Origin of the sequence: Terriglobus sp. 2YAB30_2 (genome assembly GCF_052114765.1) — a bacterium.
Classification (GTDB): Bacteria; Acidobacteriota; Terriglobia; order Terriglobales; family Acidobacteriaceae; genus Terriglobus.
This window is the reverse complement of sequence record NZ_JBFRFJ010000005.1, coordinates 286,351-305,075: the sequence shown is the minus strand read 5'-3', so window position 1 is coordinate 305,075 and position 18,725 is coordinate 286,351. Positions and strand designations below refer to the sequence as shown.

Here is an 18,725-nt window from a genome sequence, read left to right as displayed (position 1 = left end):
TTGGAAAGAAAGACGACGCGCCATGCGAGGAGTACTCTCCCTATGAAGATAACGACTGAGGCGACCAGCACGGAAGAGTCGCAGAAACCAAAAAGTACGCGAAAACCGTTGTATGACACTACCCTTCTCCAGGTAACTTCTCCCCGCAACGGAACCAGGCTCGCCCAACCTCCGGGCGCTGATGCTGTCGCGCCCAAAACCGCTATCTCCTCATCCCGGATGAGCCTTATTCCTACCGTCTTCCACGAAGATTGGTGGATGGAGGCCGCCACCGAAGGACGCCATACTACCCTGGAGGTCTCGGCGAATAACCAGACCGTCGGCCGGCTTCCGTTTATGATGAGAAACCGTCTGGGCCTCAAAGGAATCTGGACTCCCCCCTTTACCTACTTTCTGGGACCAGGAATTGATGAGGGAGAAGGCAGTGCAAACACACGCTATCTTCGCAGACTTGAAATTACACGGGAGCTCATTCATAAGCTACCGCCGTCATCATGGCAATGCATTCGCTGCCATGGGGGAACGCCTGACGTAATCCCCTTTCAAGAGCAGGCCTTTCGCACCTATGTGCAATTTACCTATGAGGTGCTGCCGGCCTCGGAGAAAGAAATCTGGCAGCGCATGCGCGACAAAACACGCAATGTAATCCGCCGGGCAGAAGAACAGTTTGAGACGGTTGAGATCCCAGACGCCAATGCCTTTATCCGGCTGTATGAGACGAACCTCTCCTCAAAAAGCGTGCGCAATAAGCTGGATCTCTCCGCCTGTAAAAGGCTTATCGAGGCTGCGCTCCAACACAACCAGGGACGCGTGATTGCCGCCAGAAATCGGACCGGAGAGATCGTGGCCGCGAATTTCTGCGCGTGGGATCAAAAGACGTCCTATTACATCTCCTGTACTCGCAGTGATGCTGCCGGAAATGGAGCGGCAAGCATGCTGGTATGGAAGGCCATCCAGCATGCGGCAAACAAGGGACTGATCTTCGACTTCGCGGGCCTGGGAACATCGGGCAGCATTCTTCACTACACCGGCTTCGGTGGGGTTATTAGCCCCAGGTTTGCGGCCGTCAGGTCTACCCGCCTTGGCCGCGTCATAGCCGGCGTACGGTCACTGCTTACCGAGGATCACTTTTTCTTCTGATCCCGCATCGTTACGCCGATGCTGGAGCATTTTCCCTGTAGGCGTCGAGTAGGGCTCCAGCATCTATTGGGCGTTTTCCGCAAATGAAAACGCCGCCACACGTCACTTTCGGGATACCCAGCAACAGGGAAACGCTCTATCGCGTAACGATGCGGATAACGAGCGGGTGATCCGGAATGGCCAAAGGAATCTTCGCGGTATCCTTCCATTCCTTCAGCGGATCACCCTGTACTGAGGGCTCGTAGAGAACGAGGCGACGAGCGGCACCCGTCAGCGCCAATGTTGTTGCGATGGGTGAATTCGAAATGTCCTTCTGCCAGAAGGTGTCGTAGCTTGGTGTCTCCTGCCAAAGCACAAGATCGAACTCCCCGCTCGATTTCTCGAGCAACACATGATGGATGCGAGAGTCTTTCGATTCGAGCGACCAGGCTAACGAATGAAGGCGAGCAGGTGTGGCCGTGTCGTTCAGCTCTTCGATAAGTCTCTTTACTGCGATGAATGCAGGCTTCTCAGACCTGTCAGCGCGAATCAGTCCCCAATGCAGTTGATTGTTCGCAAGACCCGGGTCAGCCGTCTCATCCAGCAATTCATAGAGATATGTCCGTTGAATTCCCCGCGAGAAGTGCTCAAGAAACAGCCGTGGGATGTATTTCGACGAGGCCAATTCCGAGACAGCAGGCTGATCCGTGTGGTCGTTCAGAGCATTGTGGTAACCGGTTTCTGTAACGACAATGTTCTTCGCCCCGGACACATTCTTTGCGAAGTCCGTCTGCTCTGGAAAGACGTGCGACGGCATCTTCCCCGCGGGATATGGGTGAAGATTCCCAGCATCAATAGAGTCAGCGAGGTTCCCCAGCTCTGACCCGCGTTTTGCGAAGGCCAGCGATGGGCCGATGATCTGGAAACGATTGCCGCCTGCGAGTGATCTTGCTGAACGAAAAAGGGCTTTGATGTAGTCGCGGTCTGTAGAGGTCCAATCGGACTGTCCACTGATATCCATCTCGTTCGGCCCTTCGAACGCTTCAATCGAATGATTCGATAATTGGTCCGCCTCTTCCAGTATCTCTGGCCTCACTGGGCCAAGATTGTTCCGCGGATCCACAACCGCATCGAACCGAATGCCGAGAGCACCAAGCTCCGCCCAGCGGCCGTACATAAGACGGTTATAGCCAGGATCCTGAAAATGTACGCCGTCACGCAAATGTCGGATACCGCTCATTTGTAATTCATTTTTGACAAAAGAAAAATTGCCATACTCGCGGTCGAAATAGTTCAGATGTGTATTCACACCGATGCTGTTGACGAAGTCATACGCACTGCGGGCCTGTTCTGCCGATTGCGCGTTCGTAGCGGGCGAAGAAGCCGCAAAAGAGTGCGCCGATTCGCGCCAGTGATCAAACACCGCGACCGTAGCGCCGGCACAAACGACTGAAATTGCAACAACTTTCCAACGATATCTAAAGCGCATATCTAGTAAAGGTCTCCGTGTCCAACCGATCACGCCCTCACCGCATCTAACCGCAAAAGTAAGAGTGGGCCATGTTAAATATTTAGATGCGTGAATCACACGCACTGGGACCCCTTGGCTGCCGCGGTTTGCCCAACAGGGCGAGGAGGAATATGGCAGCGATAGATGTAGTCATTGCTGATAATCAACCAATGTCTCTTTCAGGTCTGAGAAGTGCAGTAGCTGATCAATCCGATATAAGGATTCTTGCAGAATGTCAAAACCCAGAGCGGCTCCTTGATGCGGTACGAAATAATTCACCGCACGTGTTGCTGGTAAGTGCAGAGATTCTTCGTGAAGAACTGAAAGAGTTGGAGCTCCTCGTCAGCGAAATCGAGGAGACCCGAGTCATTGTTGTCACGAATCGAAAGGATATGGCCTTTCTTGAAGGCGCCTTGCGATGCGGAGCCAAGGGTGTCTTTCAGCGCGAGTGGCCCATCCAGCAGATTCCAATGGCCATCCGTAAGGTCATCAACGGCGGGGTCTGGCTGGAGCAGGCAGCTGCAGAGCGCATGCTTGAACAGGTTCTTACAAGGCGTCAGGTTCCCGATGCCGATGAATGCAAGGTCGCGTCTCTCACACCGCGAGAGCGTGAAGTCGTCGAACTCATCTGCCAGGGCCTGCGCAACAAGGAGATTGCCGATCGGCTTCATATCAGCCTTGCTACTGTCTCGCATCACCTGACTTCTATTTTTCGTAAACTCGAAGTGGACGATAGAACGTCCCTCGTAATCTACGCAGCCAAGCAGCGCCTCGTGATCTTCTAGCATATTCCTGCTATAACCCATTAACTGCAAGGACCTGACACCAGCCGGCGGGCTTGGCGTCAGGTCATTTGTAGATATGTAGATATGTTGATCTCCCATCATGCCGCTACAGACCGGCTCCTGGAGATTTCCGCTACAGTCTTGGATACTCTCTCCGATCTATCTTTGAGTGCCAGGTCGGCTTGCGCGACAATGCCGATACAACGGCCCTCGCCATCAACGATAGGAACACGGCGAATCTGATGCTTTTGCATTGCATCTTCGCAGTGCTCCAGGTTCTCGCCGTCGCGGCAGGACACCGGATTCTGGCGCATATATCTCTGGATTGTCGTGCTTTTAGGATCGAGGCCTTGAGCAATGACCGAACAACAGAGATCGCGATCGGTAATGATCCCTGTCAGCGTACGGGATTGCTGATCGGTAACTACGGGGAGAGCTCCAACATTCTGTTCGCACATCAACTTCGCCACATGTTGTGCTGTATCTTCCGGAACACAACAGATGGGATTGGATGTCATCACTTCTCTCACCTTCATAATTTCCTCCCGATTCCATGACTTCTCGGGAATTCCATGGAATTTGACTCGCAGGTGCGTAGGTTACTCGGATGCGATTGTTGCGGATTGCGTTTTGTTGGGAGCGGAGTTTTTGTGAGGTTCCAGGAAGCCAGCAAAGCCCTCGATCAAAGGCTCATGGCATGGCTGCCTTCTTGTGTTTCGTGCGCTCTATTTTCCGACGCGGATCACAATCTTTCCGAACGCTCCACGGTACAGATACTCATATGCTTTGAGGGCGTCTTCGAATGCATATACAGCATCGATCACAGGACATATAGTGCCTCGTTCATCTCTTCGAAGACGCGACGCGGGCCAGTGACCATTCCCCGGATTGCAGCCTGCTTTTGCAGGAGCGTCAAGATCGGGATCTCCGAGGTAAATCGGTCCAACTTGCAGATCACCGAAATCGGGCCCCGGGTCGCATCACGTCCGTGTCCTGCGGGAGTCGGGAATTATGGCTACCACGCGGCAAGGAACAGCGCTGCTGAATACCCTTCGCCGCAAAGATCTGGATGCGCGCTTCCCTAACCTTATCGACGCGGTTCTTCAGCGCCCTGCGAGCACAGCAAAGAAGAAGGTACGCTGGCAGGTAAGTATTTCGCAGAAACGCTGCGGCATTCTATAATCGGTTCCACGAGCGGGAGTAGTTCAGTGGCAGAACGTCAGCTTCCCAAGCTGAATGTCGCCGGTTCGATCCCGGTCTCCCGCTCCAGAAAGCTAGCATAGATCTCTTTTACTGAACGGTTTCCGATTGAGCTTCGGGACCGCAAAGAGATGCCCTTCGAAGAGGCCCGAGCAGGCTAGTTACCGGCGTACCGAGCTTACCTTCGAGGAGTAGCTTTGTTGAGCAACCCATAGACATCTAGCCGGCCGCGAGCACCGATAAATATGCGGCCATCCGCAACCGTAGGCATGCAGAAACGAACGGTCATATCGGCGCGGTCGCGGTTGCTGTTTTGTTCGCTGTTGTAGAGTTCATGCGAAATATCGTTCGCATCGTATGCATGCAGGACCGCAGCCCTGTCCATGTGTGCCTCGTTCCACTCCTTTGTGGAGACGACCCATAAAATTGCATTCTTCGTCCCATCGGCCGAGACGATTGGTGTCGCCGCCGGTGACAGCATCTTGGCGGTCGCGCCCTTAAGAACGAGCTTGCCCGCCTGGAGCGCAAAGTCGCGGGTTATGTAGCTTCGATCTGTCAAAAAGATGTGGCCGTTCCAATATGCCGCGGCTCCATACGCGCCCTTCTCATTGATGATGGTCTGCACAACGTCGGTATCGGAACCCTCGTGAAACTTTCCGAGCTTGTCACGATTGAGCAGGTAGAGTTTGCCCTCTTTCCCGGCAATTACGAGCAGATGCGGATGAGCCCCCATTTGCGCCGGAAGCAAGACTGGTCCCTGACTTCCGAGATCCTGATCTTTAGAATCCAGAATCTTCTGATTGAAGGGTGTGAAGTAATCACGCACCACGAAGTTCGGACCATCCAGGCGCAGCTTCAATAGGCTATCGCCGAAGTTTCTGCCATTCGCGTTCGCCGCGTTGAAGTCGCCGTTGCCGGTAACAACATAGATGTTGCCTCCCTCATCGGCCGAAGGTCCTGCATCGGACTGCCAGATTCCAGCCTTCGCGCCGTCCGGAGAGGTGTTCAGCACAGCGCGCTGTCTCAGGGTGTGGGCATCGTACGCCATGATCCAGCCGTGATAGGGACCGAAGTCGCAGGATGAAGCCCAGGTCACATACACTTCGCCACCAACGAGCAGCAGCGCGGCACGCGGGTTCTCTTTGAGCGGATCGAAGCTAACCCTGCCATTCACGGCGCCATCGCCCGAGCCCTGCACTGTTGCCGAGATCACTACCGGGCTGCCCGCTCTTTCCTTTCCGTTGGTGATGTCGAGTGCATGCAGCTTTTGTACGAACGCGCCATGCTCCCTGGTCCGCGCGAGTACATACATTGTCTTGCTTCCTGCATCGATGACAGGGGTTGGAGTGATTCCCACCTCCGGGGTAATGAACGGACAGGACGCATCTCCTTCGCTCAGTGCGGTTATGTCACGCTGTGGGTTGATAAACGTGGTCTTCCACAAGGGAGCATCGACCGTACCGTTCACATCGAATGCATAGACGCTATCGTGTGCCGTCGCGGCAAAGACCACATCGCGCTTCCCCTTTCCAGGAATCGCAAGCGAGGGCATGTACAGAGGCTGGGCAAAAACATCCCCATCCACAGTTCTGGAAAATAGTTTCCCGAAATCGCGAGCGTTTACATTCGATGGTTTCAGAATCGTCTCGTGGAGGTCTGCGCTGGTTCGGAAATTATCGTACTGAGCCGTCAGAACCTGCGCATGATTTGCCGCTTGCAAACCAACCAGCACAAGCAAAGAAAGGGTGAAACGACGCTCTATCATAGCAACCTTCTCCGGGATCGAGCCTTGTCAGTTAGTTTTAGCGTTTACCGCGGTCGACGCATCTGCAGGGCAGGCGGCTTGGCCCCTTTATAGGTAATATACTACATAGGGTATGAACACAACGGGATGCAAGCGAGTCCAAAGAAATCTGTCGGGACACTTGTTACGGTTGCGGCGTCGTTGAGGTTCCGGTAGCGCCGCTGCTTCCACTAGCCCCACTGCTTCCCGTACTCCCGGTCGATCCGGAAGAACCCAGGCTTCCTAAGGAGCCGCTACTCGGCGCGCCTCCCAGAAGGCTTGCCTGCGCCCGCAGCTGTTCCACCCTGGGATCGTAGGTAAACTCCCAGTCCTCGTATTTCACTTCATCCCCGTTGATCGCCAGCAGTGACGGTCCGGTCTTGGAGGTCCCTACACCGACAATTAGGCCACCGGTTCCCTGCAGGCTTGATGCGCTCTGGCTGCCGATACCGCCAAAGGGGCTCGTGCTTCCCGTGCTGCCAGTGGCTCCGCTCGCTCCCGTCGCGCCAAGTCCTGGACTTGCACCCAGGCCTGGATTGGCAGTGGTGTTGACGCCCCCGATATTCGAGCCCATTCCTGAGGCTGCCCCCAGACCGCCGCCTGTAGGCGCAAGCGGCTTGCCGAAGAAGCCCTTAATCTGCGCCTTCGCCTGGCCGAAGTGGATCAGGCGCCAATCATCCTTACCTGTCAGAGGATCGACATAGCGCCGCCGCAGGAAGCGCTGATTATTTGTATTCTCGAGCTGATCGATCGAGGCCGGATAATGGCCAAGCTTAAGGTAGTACAGCCGAATCGCACGCTGGTACTGCTGCGCACGGTGCATGGACTCGAGCTCTTGATCGCGCCGCAATGATTTCAGCATCGTCGGCGCGGCTACTCCAAGCGTCAACAGCACAATGAAGATGATCACCAGCAGACCAACCAGAAGATAACCGTCTTCGTTGGTCCGCTGCTTCGTCATTGCGTCACCAGGGGAAGGGTCTGCTGGTTATTGTTGGTCATGTCCATCACCACGGCAGAGGTAGCATTGACCGTCACTACCTTATAACGGCGCGCAACCACATCGCCGGATCCCGCCAGAAAGACATCATCCCCCTGCAGCAGGAATGCCTGACGCAGCCCATTGGACCGTGTCGCTACTCCGAAGAAACGCAGGTTGATCGGCGGAGGCGGCGGTGGCCCAACTGGTGCAAGATTCACCGGTTGCGTTATCGGACGCGGTGGAGCAATGGGCTTTGGAATGTTCGCCATCGGTGGAGGCGCTGACGTCATCGAAAAGATATTCCGCCCAGAGCCCGAATACTCCAGCGACTCCGCCACCTTCATCGCTTCCATATGGAGCGTGGGATCAAGCTGCGCCGCCGTCGTGCCAACCTTCTTCGCGGAGGAACCCCCTGTGGCTCCTCCGCCTTTACGGCCTGTATTCGCAGCAGTTCCACCGTTAGGCGTCAGGTCACGAATGACCGGAGCGGCAGGTGGGGCAGTAGTTGCCGGCGAACTAAGAAAGTTGTCCCAGATGATATAGCCCAGGCAAATCACCGCAACAGCGCCCAGCGTTCCGGCAATGGCGACCTTCTTCTTATCCTCAGCGCCGGACTTCATGACCTGCCTCCTGCTGCTTGGTGCTGACCTCTTTCGTACCTGTCTCCTGTTTGATATCGGACGGCAGTGGCTTGCGTAGATACGTCGTCACACGCAAACGCAGATTCACCACAGAGGTTGCCGGCGCATTGTTGTTATTCCCTCCGCCCGCCTGCCCTGTAAACGTCACTGCACCGATCACGAAGAAGGTCTTGTCCCGCTCCACTGAATTCAGGAACTGCATCAGAGGACGATAGTCTCCTGAGAGCGTCATATCCATCCTGATCTCGACCAGATCAGGATCAGGCGAATCTTCCGCAGGGGTCTCGGTGTACTGTACCCTCGTCAGACGGACATTCTGCTTCTTCGCGAGTGCACCCAGCTCCGCCAATACCGGCGACCACGCATAGGACAAGCGCTGCTCGGTAAACTTGTCAGCATCAGCACGTGCAGTGCTCAGTTTGTCATCCAGCCCACGCAGCGGTTGCGCCGCAATATCGGCAGTCTTCAACGCCACCTGTTGCTGACTCACTGCGTCGCTGCCGCTCTGACGAAGCTTGTTCCATGCCAGGAAGAGATGCACCGCAAGATAGATATTCAGAGCCAGCAGCACCATCACGCCTGCAATATGGAGGTTCACAGGAGACAGGGCCGCCGCCACGCGGCGCGAATTCACACTGGGAGTGACGGTAGATGTACTCATCGCTTCACCCCTCCCTGGTTGATTCCTGGCGTAACTGTTTTCGGCCGCATCGCTGTACCCGGCCCAGCAGGTGGACCTGACCTGATCGGCATCCCCGGCCCGCTCGGCGCATTCACAGGCTTTGCGGGAAGCTTTCCAGGAGTGCGGATTGCCGGCTTCACCGTTGTAACGTCCTTCTTCGCCTTCGCCGTATCGTCCTTCTCTGTGTCTTTCTTCGCTTCGGTACGCGGAGCCAGCGGGTTATAGCCGGACAGGATATCGAACTCTACATTGCCCATCGCTGCCAGCTGATAGGCAGGCTGATTGCCTGACGTCTGCAACGATTCGCTGGCCAGGCGAGGCTCGGCAAACCGTCGCGAATGCTCCAGGTTACGAATCAGTTCTACCGCCTTGTCGCGGTCTCCCATCACGCGCAGGCGAATATGCACCTCGCCATCGCTACCGATCTGCGGTTCGATGGATGACACCTGTACTCCTGCTGGAAGCACATTTTCCAGGTCCATCATCACAGCGGTCCAACTGAAGCTCTTGCGCAGGAACAGCTCATTCAAAAACCGGGAGCGCTCCAGCGCCGCCGCATTCACCGGCTGATGCATACGCGCCTCATTCCGGGAGCGCTCTCGCTGCAGATCTGAAGTCTTGTTCCGCAACGTTGCCAATTGTCCCTGTGCGACATCCGCCTTAGACGACTCCATATACAGCAAACCACCCAACGCAGCCGCTGTTACCCCCAGTACCGCCATGGCAACACGCAGCCGCTTGAAGACCTGCCCAAGTTCGACAAAGGGCCTCGACGCGAGATTGATCTGGATACGCATCAGCCCTTCAACGCTCCTCTCACACCAGCCAGCAGATTGCGCGACATGGTCGATCCGGTCAATAGATCCTCGGCACGTACAATCTCCCGCAGTCGCACTCCTTCTCCAATCGTCTCGGATGCGATTCGCTGCAGCTCGTTCGAAGGCCATGTCCCGGCGACCAGAATCTCCTCCGGCACTGCGCCCAGCGTATCTTCAAAATAGGCCGTCGCAACCGAGATGGCGCGGGCAATCTCATCGGCATGGCTCAAATGCTCCACCTCGGCTAACAGGACGTCTGCCTGCTCCATGGCCAGAGCCGATGTCGGATCGCTGGCTACAGGCTCTGGCTCCAGCGCCGCTGTATTGACCGTCTCATGGGCAAACTCCACCGTACGGTACAACACTACGTTGCCGCCTCGCACGATCGCAGTGGTCATGCTGGCTTCATCAATATTCAAGAGCAGTTGCGCCTTTGGCTCCGCGGGGTCGAGCGCTGCCACGGCAGCCAGCGTCGACGGCAGCACTGCGCCGGGCTCATATCCTGCCTCGCGAACGGCCTGCTCATACTCTGTGCGCAAGTCCGCGGGCATGGCGACCGCCAGGACACTCACGCTCCCCCTGGCCTCGCTCATCACCTGGTAGCTGACCGCGGCGGTATCAGAATCAAAGGGCAACATGCGCTTCAGACGGAACCGCACCACGCTCTCGGCGTCGTCTGCCCGTGAGGGCATGGTGTCGAAATCCAGGAGAACGACGCGGACCGTTGCATCCGGAAGAACAAGCGTGACATCACGGCTCTGTGCCGCTACCCGCTCCAGCGCCGAACGCAGTGCGGCGGCAACCGCAACACGGTCTACAAGGTTAGGAACCTTCAGCGAAGGCTGCAAAGCACCCGCGCGCAGCGATACCTGCGTGACTGCACGCACCGGTGCCGTGGTTACATCAGCCGCTGCGGCCACCACCAGTTCGCCACGTAACTCTACCGCCAGGCGGGGACGTTGATGTGTGCCGCTCAACTTGGAAAGAAAGGACATATGTTGATCTGTTACCGGGTCGCCTCGATAAAGGTTACCTTGTTGATCTCCTTCAAGGTAGTCACACCGGCGCGCACACGCTGCAGCGCCGAGTCGCGTAGAAATGCCATTCCTTTTTCACGCGCCACACGCCGAATCTCTGAGCCTGGCTTCTTGGCCAGCAGCATCTCGCGGATCTCATCATCCAGCTCCAGCAACTCATGAATGGCCGAACGTCCGCGATACCCCGTGCCGCCGCACTCCATGCAGCCGGCGCCTTCGCGGAACTTGAAACCTCGCCAATCCTCGAGCTCGAGACCGCTCTGCAGCAGCGTCTCATCGTCGTACGTAACGTAGTGCGCGCAAAAATCACAGATCTGGCGTACCAGCCGCTGCGCCAGAATACAGTTCAAGGCAGAGACAAAGTTGTACGGCTCCACTCCCATATTCAGGAAGCGGCCAAGCACATCGACAACGTTATTCGCGTGCACGGTCGTAAAAACAAGGTGCCCGGTCAGCGCTGAGTTGATGGCGATCTGCGCAGTCTCAGCGTCACGAATCTCACCGACCAGAATCTTGTCAGGGTCGTGACGCAGAATCGAACGCAGACCGCGGGCAAAGGTCAGGCCCTTTTTCTCATTGACCGGAATCTGGGTGATGCCGCGAATCTGATACTCGACCGGATCTTCGATCGTGATGATCTTGTCTTCTTCGCTCTTGATCTCGTTCAACGCAGCATACAGCGTGGTCGTCTTACCGGAACCCGTAGGTCCCGTGACCAGCACCATGCCGTACGGCTCTTTGATGTAACGCCGGAACCGCCGCAAATCCTCCTCCGCAAAGCCCACCACTTCCAACGAGAGCTTGGTGAACTTCTCGCTCATCGACTCCTTATCGAGCACACGGAGCACAGCATTCTCACCATGCACTGTCGGCATGATCGAGACACGGAAATCGATCAGCCGTCCCTTGTACCGCACGCGGAAACGTCCGTCCTGAGGCACACGGCGCTCGGCGATATCCAGTTCGCTCATGACTTTGATACGCGAAAGAATCGTCTGATGATGCTCACGCGCGATGGGCGCCATGGCCTGTGTCAGCACACCATCGATGCGGTACTTCACCAGCAGTGAGTCGTCGTAAGTTTCAAGGTGGATATCTGAAGCCCGGCGCTCCAGCGCCGTAAAGATGGTCGTATCTACCAGGCGGATAATCGGGGAGATATCTTCTTCGCTGGTCAACTTCTCGATCGAGATATTCTCGTCCGCATTCTCGTCCAGCGACACCACATCGAAAGTCAGCCCCTCGCTCGCCTCTTCCAGAACACGCTGCGACTGCTCGTTCTTCTTCAGCAGGTCGGTAATCTGCGACAGCGTCGCCACCCGCGTGATCAGCCGCGCCGAAAGCAGTGACGCAATCTCATCCAGCATCATCAGCTTTGAGGGATCGCTTACCGCGATCAGCAGGCGGCCATCGGGCCTCTGTTCCAACGGGACGAAGTTATAGCGGAACATGAGTTCCACCGGCACCGTCCGGAACAGCTCATGCTGAATCTTGAAGTTTTTCAGGTCAACAAACTCAGAGTGATAGCGGCGCGCCAGCATCTGCGCACGCTCTACCTCGTTCAGCTCCAGGCCGTTGGTCGAGGGAATCGGGATCGCGATGGGAGCTTGTGCCATGGTTTATTGGACTCCGGTTTGCGCCAAGGGTTTACTGACCGAGACCGCCAGCGCCCAGCGAGAAGATCGGTAGATAGAGAGAGATAAGAATAACGGCAATCACAATGCCCATAAAGACGAGCAGGATTGGCTCAATCAGGCTCATGGCCGCCGCCAGGGAAAGCTGTACGTCCTCCTCAAAAAACTCGGCCACCGAGTTCAACATCGCAGGCAAGGCGCCGGTGGACTCACCGACCTCAATCATCTCTGTCGCCAGGTTCGGAAAGATTTTCGTCTGCCGGAGAGAATACGCCAATCCTCTGCCTTCGCGGACCGAGCCCACCGAAGCATACACGGCCAGTGCCGTCTGGCGGCTATTGATCGATTTTGCCGCCGTCTCCAGTGACGGCACCAGCGGCAGACCGCCGGTCAACAGCGTCGACAACGTGCGGGAAAACAGCGCTACCTGGTACTTCAGCCACACCGGCCCAATCAGGGGCAGCCTGATCCGGATGCGATCGACCAATTGATTCCCGGTATCCGTCTTCAGCCAGCGGAAGAAGATATAGATCGCTATGGCAAACACCATGGCGGCGTAAATTCCATAGTGCTGCGCCTGTTTCCCAAGATTCAGCAGAAAGACCGTAATTGCGGGCAGCGGCGTATTCAGTTGCTCGTACAGCTCCGCAAACCGCGGAATCACAAAGGTCAGCAAAAAGATCATAATGCTGATCACCATCAGCACCAGAACAATGGGATACACCATCGCCGACTTCAATCTCTTGGTAAAGCTCAACGACAACCGCTGAAAGTCGACAAATCTCTGCAGTACCTCTTCCAGGTTGCCCGACCGCTCACCAGCCAGAAGCGTCGTGGTGTAGATAATCGGCACGCCACTCTGCGCATCGAACGCCGACGACAGCGACTCGCCCGTACGGACGCGTGCTGCGACGTCCTCCAACTGCCCCTTTAGATTCAGGTCTTTTTGACCAGCTGTCAGCAGGTCCAGCCCGCCCAGGATGGGCAGACCAGCGCGGATCAGGGTCAGGAACTGCTGATTGAAGATGAGAAAGGTGTCGAGCTTGATCTTCTTCTTGCGTCCTGCCGCCAACACCGAGCGGGGCTTAACGGAATAGACCAGGTAGCCCGCCTGCGTGAAACGCAGACGTAACTCCTCAGCCGTGGCAGCGGCGTGGATTTGCTCCTGTATGCGGCCGCGCTCATCGGCCAACTTGATGACAAACTCAGTCATGAATCCGGCGGGGGTAACCCTGTATGAGTTTAGACGCCGCGTGCCCCTTTTCGGAGGTCCATTTCCATCAAACTCACACAAAAGAAAAGACCTCGCCCGAAGCGAGGTCTTTTCACCGGAAATCAGAAACTTACACGCTGAAGCTCGATCCGCAGCCGCAGGTGCTCTTCACCTGAGGGTTCTCGAACTTGAAGCCGGCAGCCTCCAGCGTCTCAACGTAGTCCACGGTGCAGCCGTTCAGGTACATGGCGCTGGTGGCGTCCACAAACACCTTCAGGTCCTCGAAGCGGACGACCTTGTCCATCATGCCCTGCTGGTTCTCGAAGCTCATGGAGTACTGGAAGCCGGAGCATCCGCCGCCTACAACACCGATGCGCAGACCGGCCGGGACTGGATCCTGGGTAGCCATAATCTCCTTCACCTTGGCAATCGCCGCCGAGGTCAGGTTGACGGGCTGCGTCGAGGGCATCGGCGAGGAAACAACCTCAACAACCTCGGGGGTAGCGGCAGTAGTGGCCATGGTAAGAAACTCCTATTCAGTCGATCTCTATCTAAGTGTATGCCCCCTCGGAAGGCCGGGCAAGGGGCGATTTTGCGCCCGCTACACAAGTAATGGATGCCGTCGTACCTAAATGGATGCATTTTGGACCAGTGTTCCAAAACCGGCGTATATTTCCGTGTGACGGCCTTTTCTACCGTCCGAGCCTGCATACTGCCCGTTACAGACCCGCCGGTAGGCTGACCGTCGTTTCGTGTGGACGCTGCGAATCAAATTCCCCCACACAGACGGCAACCGTTCTAGTACGCCTGCAGTGATTCTCTCAGGAGGTGTACCCCATGAGCACCATGACTCTGCTCTGGACCGTTTGGGGCTTCCTATTTATTTCCACGACTGCCCTTATGGTCTATCGTGGTCTTCTTACCCGCGGGGAAGAAGACCAGATCTTCCTGGATGAAAATATCCTCGGCGAAGAAAAACGCCGTCAGGACGACATCCAGCGGAGAATCCAGTACCTTAAACCCTTTGTAGCCTTCGCCGGTGGAACCACGATTGCCCTCTCTGCCGCGCTGCTGGGAATTTATGTTGTAAACGCCATCCAGGTTCTGCGCGGATGAGTAGAATTCCCAATCGAGCTCCAGAAGGAGCGCCTTGGTAAAACCGGCCGCCAGAATTGGCGGCCGGTTTCGTTTTCGAACCCTTTCTACTTAACTCGGCATCTTCCATAGTGAGGAGGCGGTGTCATTGTGATCAGGTTCATCGCCAACTGGTTTATTGACTTCTTCGGCATTACCCACCCGACTGAACGTCAGAAGCGTATGGCTGCCTGGTTCATTGTCGGGTTGATGACAGCCACTCTGGCCGTCCTCGGAGGGATCGCCACCGTGCTCTTCTATCTGGTTCGCCCATAAATTTATTTTCCGAAAGCTATAGTGCGTCAGTTATCGGCAGGAGTATCATTCCGCGCGAACGGCCCTGCCTACCCCGAGAGCCCGCCAAATAAAAGCGGACCCGCCCGGTATCCCGAGCCGGCGATTGCAGCCTTTCGGAGGGTTTCAACATGTCTATGCAACTGATGCTGATCATATGGGCGGCGCTCACCGCCTGTTTTCTCGCGCTTCTGGCGTATCGCGGAACGCTCACCCGTTATGAGGAGGACCAACTCTTTCTCAGCGACTCCAACACTGTCGAAAAGACCGAACAAATGGAAATCGTTAGGAAAGTCAACAGGTTGCAACCCATGTTACGTGTCCTGGGTGGCGCCGCCGGTCTGGCGACCGCAGGCATCATCGGCGTCTATGTATATAGCGCCTGGCAGGCTCTGACGCACTAACGGCTCCCCCGCCAACAAGCAACTTTCCCCAGGGTCCGGTGTCTCTTAAAACGAGTGCCGGACCTTCCCCTTTAGGCCGGAAGCTCGCCGCACACACCGCGCAAGGACGAAGCAGCGAAGGCGTGAACAGCGGCAAGGTGACCCGATGGATGTAGCAAGTACAATTCGTAAGTCGTTCGGAAATATGATCTTAGGCTCGGCCCTTGCCCTGGGAGCGGCGGTTGTTCCAACGGCGGCGCACGCAGCCGTGTTTGTCTCTGTGGGCATTGCGCCTCCTCCTATCCCTGTGTACGCGCAGCCTGTAGCCCCCGGCGATGGTTATATCTGGACTCCCGGCTACTGGGCTTACGGTCCGGACGGCTATTACTGGGTCGACGGCGCATGGGTGCTTCCTCCTTATATGGGCGCCCTTTGGACCCCAGGATGGTGGGGCTGGGGTGATAGCGCCTACTTCTGGCATCCCGGTTACTGGGGATCCACCATTGGCTACTACGGCGGCATCAACTACGGCTTCGGCTACTTTGGCACCGGCTTCTATGGCGGTTATTGGAACGGCGGCCGCTTCTGGTACAACCGCGCCTATTGCAACTTCAGGCCCGGCTTCCGCGGATCGTTCTATAACCAGCCTTATCGTGGAGTTCCCGTCCATCCCGGCGGCGCCAGCTTCCAGCGCAATCCCCCCGCGCGGTACGCCAACTTCCGCGGCGGTACGACGGTGAATAACTTCAACCGGACCAATGGCTCGGTTAACCGCGGTGGCTTCAATGGCGGAGCCCAGCGCTTCAATGGCAACCAGAACTTCAATGGAGGCCGTCAGGCCTTCAACAGCAACCGTGACTTCAGCCAGAACCGTGGCAGCTTCGGCAGTGGAGCACAGCGCTTTGACGGAAACCGTCAGGCCTTCAACGGCGGCCAAAACTTCGGCGGCAACGTAAACCGCGGCGGCTTTGGTGGAAACCAGCCCAGTGTTGGCGGAAACCGGGGCAGCTTCGGTGGCAGCCAGCCGAGCTTCGGCGGCAATCGCGGAGGCTTTGGTGGTGGCGGCAGCTTCAGCGCTCCCCGTAGCAGCGGCGGTAACTTCGGTGGCGGTGGAGGCTTCGGCGGTGGCCACGGCTTCTCCGGCGGCAGTGGTGGCGGCTTCCATGGTGGTGGAGGCGGCGGTGGCTTCCACGGCGGTGGCGGCGGACACCGCTAAGCATTTTTCCCTGTTACTTTCCGGAAGGGGCGTGAAGCGGCGTTTCAGGGAAAACCCGCTAATCCACAAAACCCAAAGGGCTGAGACACAATGTCTCAGCCCTTTTTACCGTCCGCCAGTCCTCGTATCATCTCGACAATTCGTTCCAGAGCTCCCGGCCTCGCCAGCGATCGTGCCGCTGCACTCATCCTCTCTCGCCGTTCCCGATCGGTGAACAACCCCGCCAAAGCCTCCAGCAGGCTCTGCTCGGTGACATCCTTCTGCAGCAGCAACACAGCAGCACCGACATTTGCAAGCACCTCGGCGTTCTTCCGCTGGTGGTCGTCGGCCGCCCGCGGAAGCGGCACCAGGAGCGACGGCTTGCCCGCCGCGCACAATTCCGAAACCGTGCTCCCCGAACGAGCCAGGACGACGTCCGCTGCCGCGTACTGCTGCGGCATATCGTTCAGGAAAGCCTCCACGGCGATGCGTGTACCATCCGCTCCACTCGCCGTAAAAGCCTCCCGTGCCTTCTCCAGGTTTCGTGCTCCGGCCTGGTGCACGATGGTCAGCCCCGAAATCGTCTCAAGCAGACGCGCAGCGATCTTCGGAACGAACTCATTGAAGACTGCAGCTCCCTGGCTTCCAGCCGTCACCAGCAGCCGCGGGGGTGCCCCCTCCGGCTTCCGAGGAAGGTCAAAAATCTCCGGCCTGACGGGCACGCCGGTCACCGTTGCATTGCGGAAATAGTGCGTCGTCTGCTCATAGGCAACGGCCGCAGCGCTGACATACTTGCCCACCAGGCGGTTGGTCATGCCGGGCAAGGCGTTTGGCTCATAGGCCAGCGTGGGAACCCTCAGCAAGACCGCTGCGGCCATGGCCGGCCCGCTGGCATAGCCGCCGACACCCACCACGACATCCGGCCGGAAACTCCGGATGAGCCGAATGCAATGCAGCACACCGAGGGGAAGGTCCGTCAAGGTCTTCAGACGTGTCATCACGCTGACGTTCTTCAACTGGCCGGACTTTACCAGCTCCAGCGGGAAGCCAGCCTCCGGAATCAGCTTTGTTTCAAGCCCACGCTCGGTGCCGACAAAACGCACCTCGGCTCCAAACGCATCACGCAATTTACGTCCGATGGCGAGCGCCGGAACAACATGACCACCCGTGCCGCCACCGGCAATCAGTACTTTCATCTGATTCTTATATCCCTATATCGTTTCTAATCGGTCTCGCGCGAGATGTTCAGCAGCACACCCATACTGGCCAGGGTGATAAATACGCTTGTGCCTCCCGAGGAGATAAACGGCAGCGGGATGCCTTTGGTGGGCAGCAGCGCCAGCACCACGCTGATATTGAAGAAGGCCTGGATGATGATCGCGCAGGTAAGCCCAAACGCCAGGAACCGGGCAAACGGGTCGGTCGAGAGAAACGCTGTACGCAGTCCGCGATACCCGAGGACGACAAAGAGCGCGACCACGAATAGCGCCCCCAGCAGTCCCAGCTCCTCGCAGACATTGGCATAGATAAAGTCCGTGTGCGGCTCGGGGAGGTAGAACAGCTTCTGCCGGCCTTCCATCAGGCCAAGCCCATGGAAGCCGCCGGTGCCAACGGCAATCAGCGACTGCAGAATGTGGAATCCCGTTCCGCGTGGATCCTTCTCGGGATCCATATACGCCAGCATGCGGGCGCGGCGCCAGGCCACATGGAAGAGCATGAAGTACATCACCGGCGAAGCCAGCGCTGCTCCAATGGCGAAGTAGCGCATCTGCGCACCGGCGAGATACAGCATCAGCGCCAGCACCGCTGCACACACGAGCGCGGTGCCAAGATCGGGCTCCTTCAGGACGAGGGCGATCATCAGCAAGGGCGGGGTTGCCGCCCGCAGAATGGTCCCTTTCAGATCGTCCATGCAGTGCATGCGGTTCTGCAAAAACCACGCGAGAAACAACACCAGCACCGGTTTGGCGATCTCAGAGGGCTGAAGGGAGAACGGACCAATCTTGAACCAGCGATGCGTATTGTGCGAGTCGCGCATCGCGAAGACGCCGATCAACAGCAGCATCGTGATCGCGACCGACGGCAGAACAACCTTGGGGTTATTGAACTTGCGGTAGTCCACGCGCATCAGCACCAGCAGTGCGCCCAGGCCAAGCAAGGCCCACATCGCCTGCTTGCTGACGAAGGTATAAGGCGAGCCGTAACGCTCTTTGGCCATCACCGCCGAAGCGGAAAAGACCATCACCAGCCCGATAAGGACCAGCAGCACCACCACGAAGAACAACCATTTATCGACGCCGACGCGCTTTGCCATT

General features: G+C 57.1%; 20 protein-coding genes and 1 tRNA gene. 8 read left to right on the top strand and 13 right to left on the bottom strand.

What is annotated here, in order from left to right; all coding sequences use genetic code 11:
* The first annotated feature begins 42 nt into the window (after window positions 1-42).
* The gene (locus AB4Y89_RS10650; RefSeq protein ID WP_442300905.1) at window positions 43-1,140 is read left to right on the top strand and encodes a GNAT family N-acetyltransferase; all 1,098 of its coding nucleotides are present in this window, start codon (window positions 43-45) and stop codon (window positions 1,138-1,140) included.
* Window positions 1,141-1,276: 136 nt separating this feature from the next.
* On the opposite strand, the gene AB4Y89_RS10645 is transcribed toward AB4Y89_RS10650, so the two are convergent.
* Window positions 1,277-2,608, bottom strand: coding sequence for a hypothetical protein (locus AB4Y89_RS10645; RefSeq protein ID WP_442300904.1), 1,332 nt, complete (start codon window positions 2,606-2,608; stop codon window positions 1,277-1,279).
* A 152-nt stretch (window positions 2,609-2,760) separates the two neighbouring features.
* On the opposite strand from AB4Y89_RS10645, the gene AB4Y89_RS10640 reads away from it, so the two are divergent.
* Window positions 2,761-3,414, top strand: coding sequence for a response regulator transcription factor (locus AB4Y89_RS10640; RefSeq protein ID WP_442300903.1), 654 nt, complete (start codon window positions 2,761-2,763; stop codon window positions 3,412-3,414).
* Between the two features lie 98 nt (window positions 3,415-3,512).
* Here the strand turns inward: AB4Y89_RS10640 and AB4Y89_RS10635 are convergent, their stop codons facing one another.
* Window positions 3,513-3,950, bottom strand: coding sequence for a CBS domain-containing protein (locus AB4Y89_RS10635; RefSeq protein WP_442300902.1), 438 nt, complete (start codon window positions 3,948-3,950; stop codon window positions 3,513-3,515).
* A gap of 475 nt (window positions 3,951-4,425) precedes the next feature.
* Here AB4Y89_RS10635 and AB4Y89_RS10630 point away from each other — a divergent pair, with 475 nt between their 5' ends.
* Window positions 4,426-4,596, top strand: a complete 171-nt coding sequence (locus AB4Y89_RS10630) for a hypothetical protein (protein WP_442300901.1) — start codon at window positions 4,426-4,428, stop codon at window positions 4,594-4,596.
* Between the two features lie 12 nt (window positions 4,597-4,608).
* A tRNA-Gly gene (locus AB4Y89_RS10625) sits at window positions 4,609-4,683 on the top strand.
* Between the two features lie 109 nt (window positions 4,684-4,792).
* On the opposite strand, the gene AB4Y89_RS10620 is transcribed toward AB4Y89_RS10625, so the two are convergent.
* The 9 genes from AB4Y89_RS10620 to AB4Y89_RS10580 all read right to left on the bottom strand — a co-directional run bounded on the left by AB4Y89_RS10620 (window position 4,793) and on the right by AB4Y89_RS10580 (window position 13,924).
* Window positions 4,793-6,379 (bottom strand): hypothetical protein, encoded by a 1,587-nt coding sequence (locus AB4Y89_RS10620; RefSeq protein WP_442300900.1) that lies wholly within the window; start codon window positions 6,377-6,379, stop codon window positions 4,793-4,795.
* A 163-nt stretch (window positions 6,380-6,542) separates the two neighbouring features.
* A complete protein-coding gene (locus AB4Y89_RS10615) occupies window positions 6,543-7,358 on the bottom strand; it encodes a type II secretion system protein (RefSeq protein WP_442300899.1) in 816 nt (271 codons plus the stop codon).
* On the bottom strand, window positions 7,355-7,999 hold the full coding sequence (locus AB4Y89_RS10610; protein WP_442300898.1) for a hypothetical protein: 645 nt from the start codon (window positions 7,997-7,999) through the stop codon (window positions 7,355-7,357). The genes AB4Y89_RS10615 and AB4Y89_RS10610 overlap by 4 nt, the downstream gene beginning before the upstream one ends.
* Complete coding sequence (locus tag AB4Y89_RS10605; protein WP_442300897.1) at window positions 7,983-8,681, bottom strand: hypothetical protein; 699 nt, start codon at window positions 8,679-8,681, stop codon at window positions 7,983-7,985. Before AB4Y89_RS10605 ends, AB4Y89_RS10610 begins: the two co-directional genes overlap by 17 nt.
* Window positions 8,678-9,499: a PilN domain-containing protein gene (locus AB4Y89_RS10600; protein ID WP_442300896.1), complete on the bottom strand. Its 822-nt coding sequence runs from the start codon at window positions 9,497-9,499 to the stop codon at window positions 8,678-8,680. The genes AB4Y89_RS10605 and AB4Y89_RS10600 overlap by 4 nt, the downstream gene beginning before the upstream one ends.
* Window positions 9,499-10,515, bottom strand: coding sequence for a hypothetical protein (locus AB4Y89_RS10595; protein WP_442300895.1), 1,017 nt, complete (start codon window positions 10,513-10,515; stop codon window positions 9,499-9,501). The genes AB4Y89_RS10600 and AB4Y89_RS10595 overlap by 1 nt, the downstream gene beginning before the upstream one ends.
* 11 nt (window positions 10,516-10,526) lie before the next feature.
* On the bottom strand, window positions 10,527-12,173 hold the full coding sequence (locus AB4Y89_RS10590; RefSeq protein WP_442300894.1) for a GspE/PulE family protein: 1,647 nt from the start codon (window positions 12,171-12,173) through the stop codon (window positions 10,527-10,529).
* Between the two features lie 31 nt (window positions 12,174-12,204).
* The gene (locus AB4Y89_RS10585) at window positions 12,205-13,404 is read right to left on the bottom strand and encodes a type II secretion system F family protein (protein WP_442300893.1); all 1,200 of its coding nucleotides are present in this window, start codon (window positions 13,402-13,404) and stop codon (window positions 12,205-12,207) included.
* A gap of 130 nt (window positions 13,405-13,534) precedes the next feature.
* Window positions 13,535-13,924 (bottom strand): HesB/IscA family protein, encoded by a 390-nt coding sequence (locus AB4Y89_RS10580; RefSeq protein WP_442300892.1) that lies wholly within the window; start codon window positions 13,922-13,924, stop codon window positions 13,535-13,537.
* A 317-nt stretch (window positions 13,925-14,241) separates the two neighbouring features.
* Between AB4Y89_RS10580 and AB4Y89_RS10575 the strand changes: the two genes are divergently transcribed.
* From AB4Y89_RS10575 to AB4Y89_RS10560, 4 genes are all read left to right on the top strand, one after another.
* Window positions 14,242-14,520: a hypothetical protein gene (locus tag AB4Y89_RS10575; protein ID WP_442300891.1), complete on the top strand. Its 279-nt coding sequence runs from the start codon at window positions 14,242-14,244 to the stop codon at window positions 14,518-14,520.
* Window positions 14,521-14,649: 129 nt separating this feature from the next.
* Complete coding sequence (locus AB4Y89_RS10570) at window positions 14,650-14,814, top strand: hypothetical protein (protein ID WP_442300890.1); 165 nt, start codon at window positions 14,650-14,652, stop codon at window positions 14,812-14,814.
* A 155-nt stretch (window positions 14,815-14,969) separates the two neighbouring features.
* Window positions 14,970-15,236: a hypothetical protein gene (locus tag AB4Y89_RS10565; protein ID WP_442300889.1), complete on the top strand. Its 267-nt coding sequence runs from the start codon at window positions 14,970-14,972 to the stop codon at window positions 15,234-15,236.
* A gap of 184 nt (window positions 15,237-15,420) precedes the next feature.
* Complete coding sequence (locus AB4Y89_RS10560; protein ID WP_442300888.1) at window positions 15,421-16,431, top strand: YXWGXW repeat-containing protein; 1,011 nt, start codon at window positions 15,421-15,423, stop codon at window positions 16,429-16,431.
* Between the two features lie 95 nt (window positions 16,432-16,526).
* On the opposite strand, the gene murG is transcribed toward AB4Y89_RS10560, so the two are convergent.
* Both murG and ftsW read right to left on the bottom strand, forming a co-directional pair.
* Window positions 16,527-17,606, bottom strand: coding sequence for an undecaprenyldiphospho-muramoylpentapeptide beta-N-acetylglucosaminyltransferase (gene murG / locus AB4Y89_RS10555; protein WP_442300887.1), 1,080 nt, complete (start codon window positions 17,604-17,606; stop codon window positions 16,527-16,529).
* Between the two features lie 26 nt (window positions 17,607-17,632).
* Entirely contained in the window at window positions 17,633-18,724 is a 1,092-nt protein-coding gene (gene ftsW, locus AB4Y89_RS10550) for a putative lipid II flippase FtsW (protein ID WP_442300886.1), read from the bottom strand.
* Window position 18,725 lies beyond the last annotated feature (1 nt).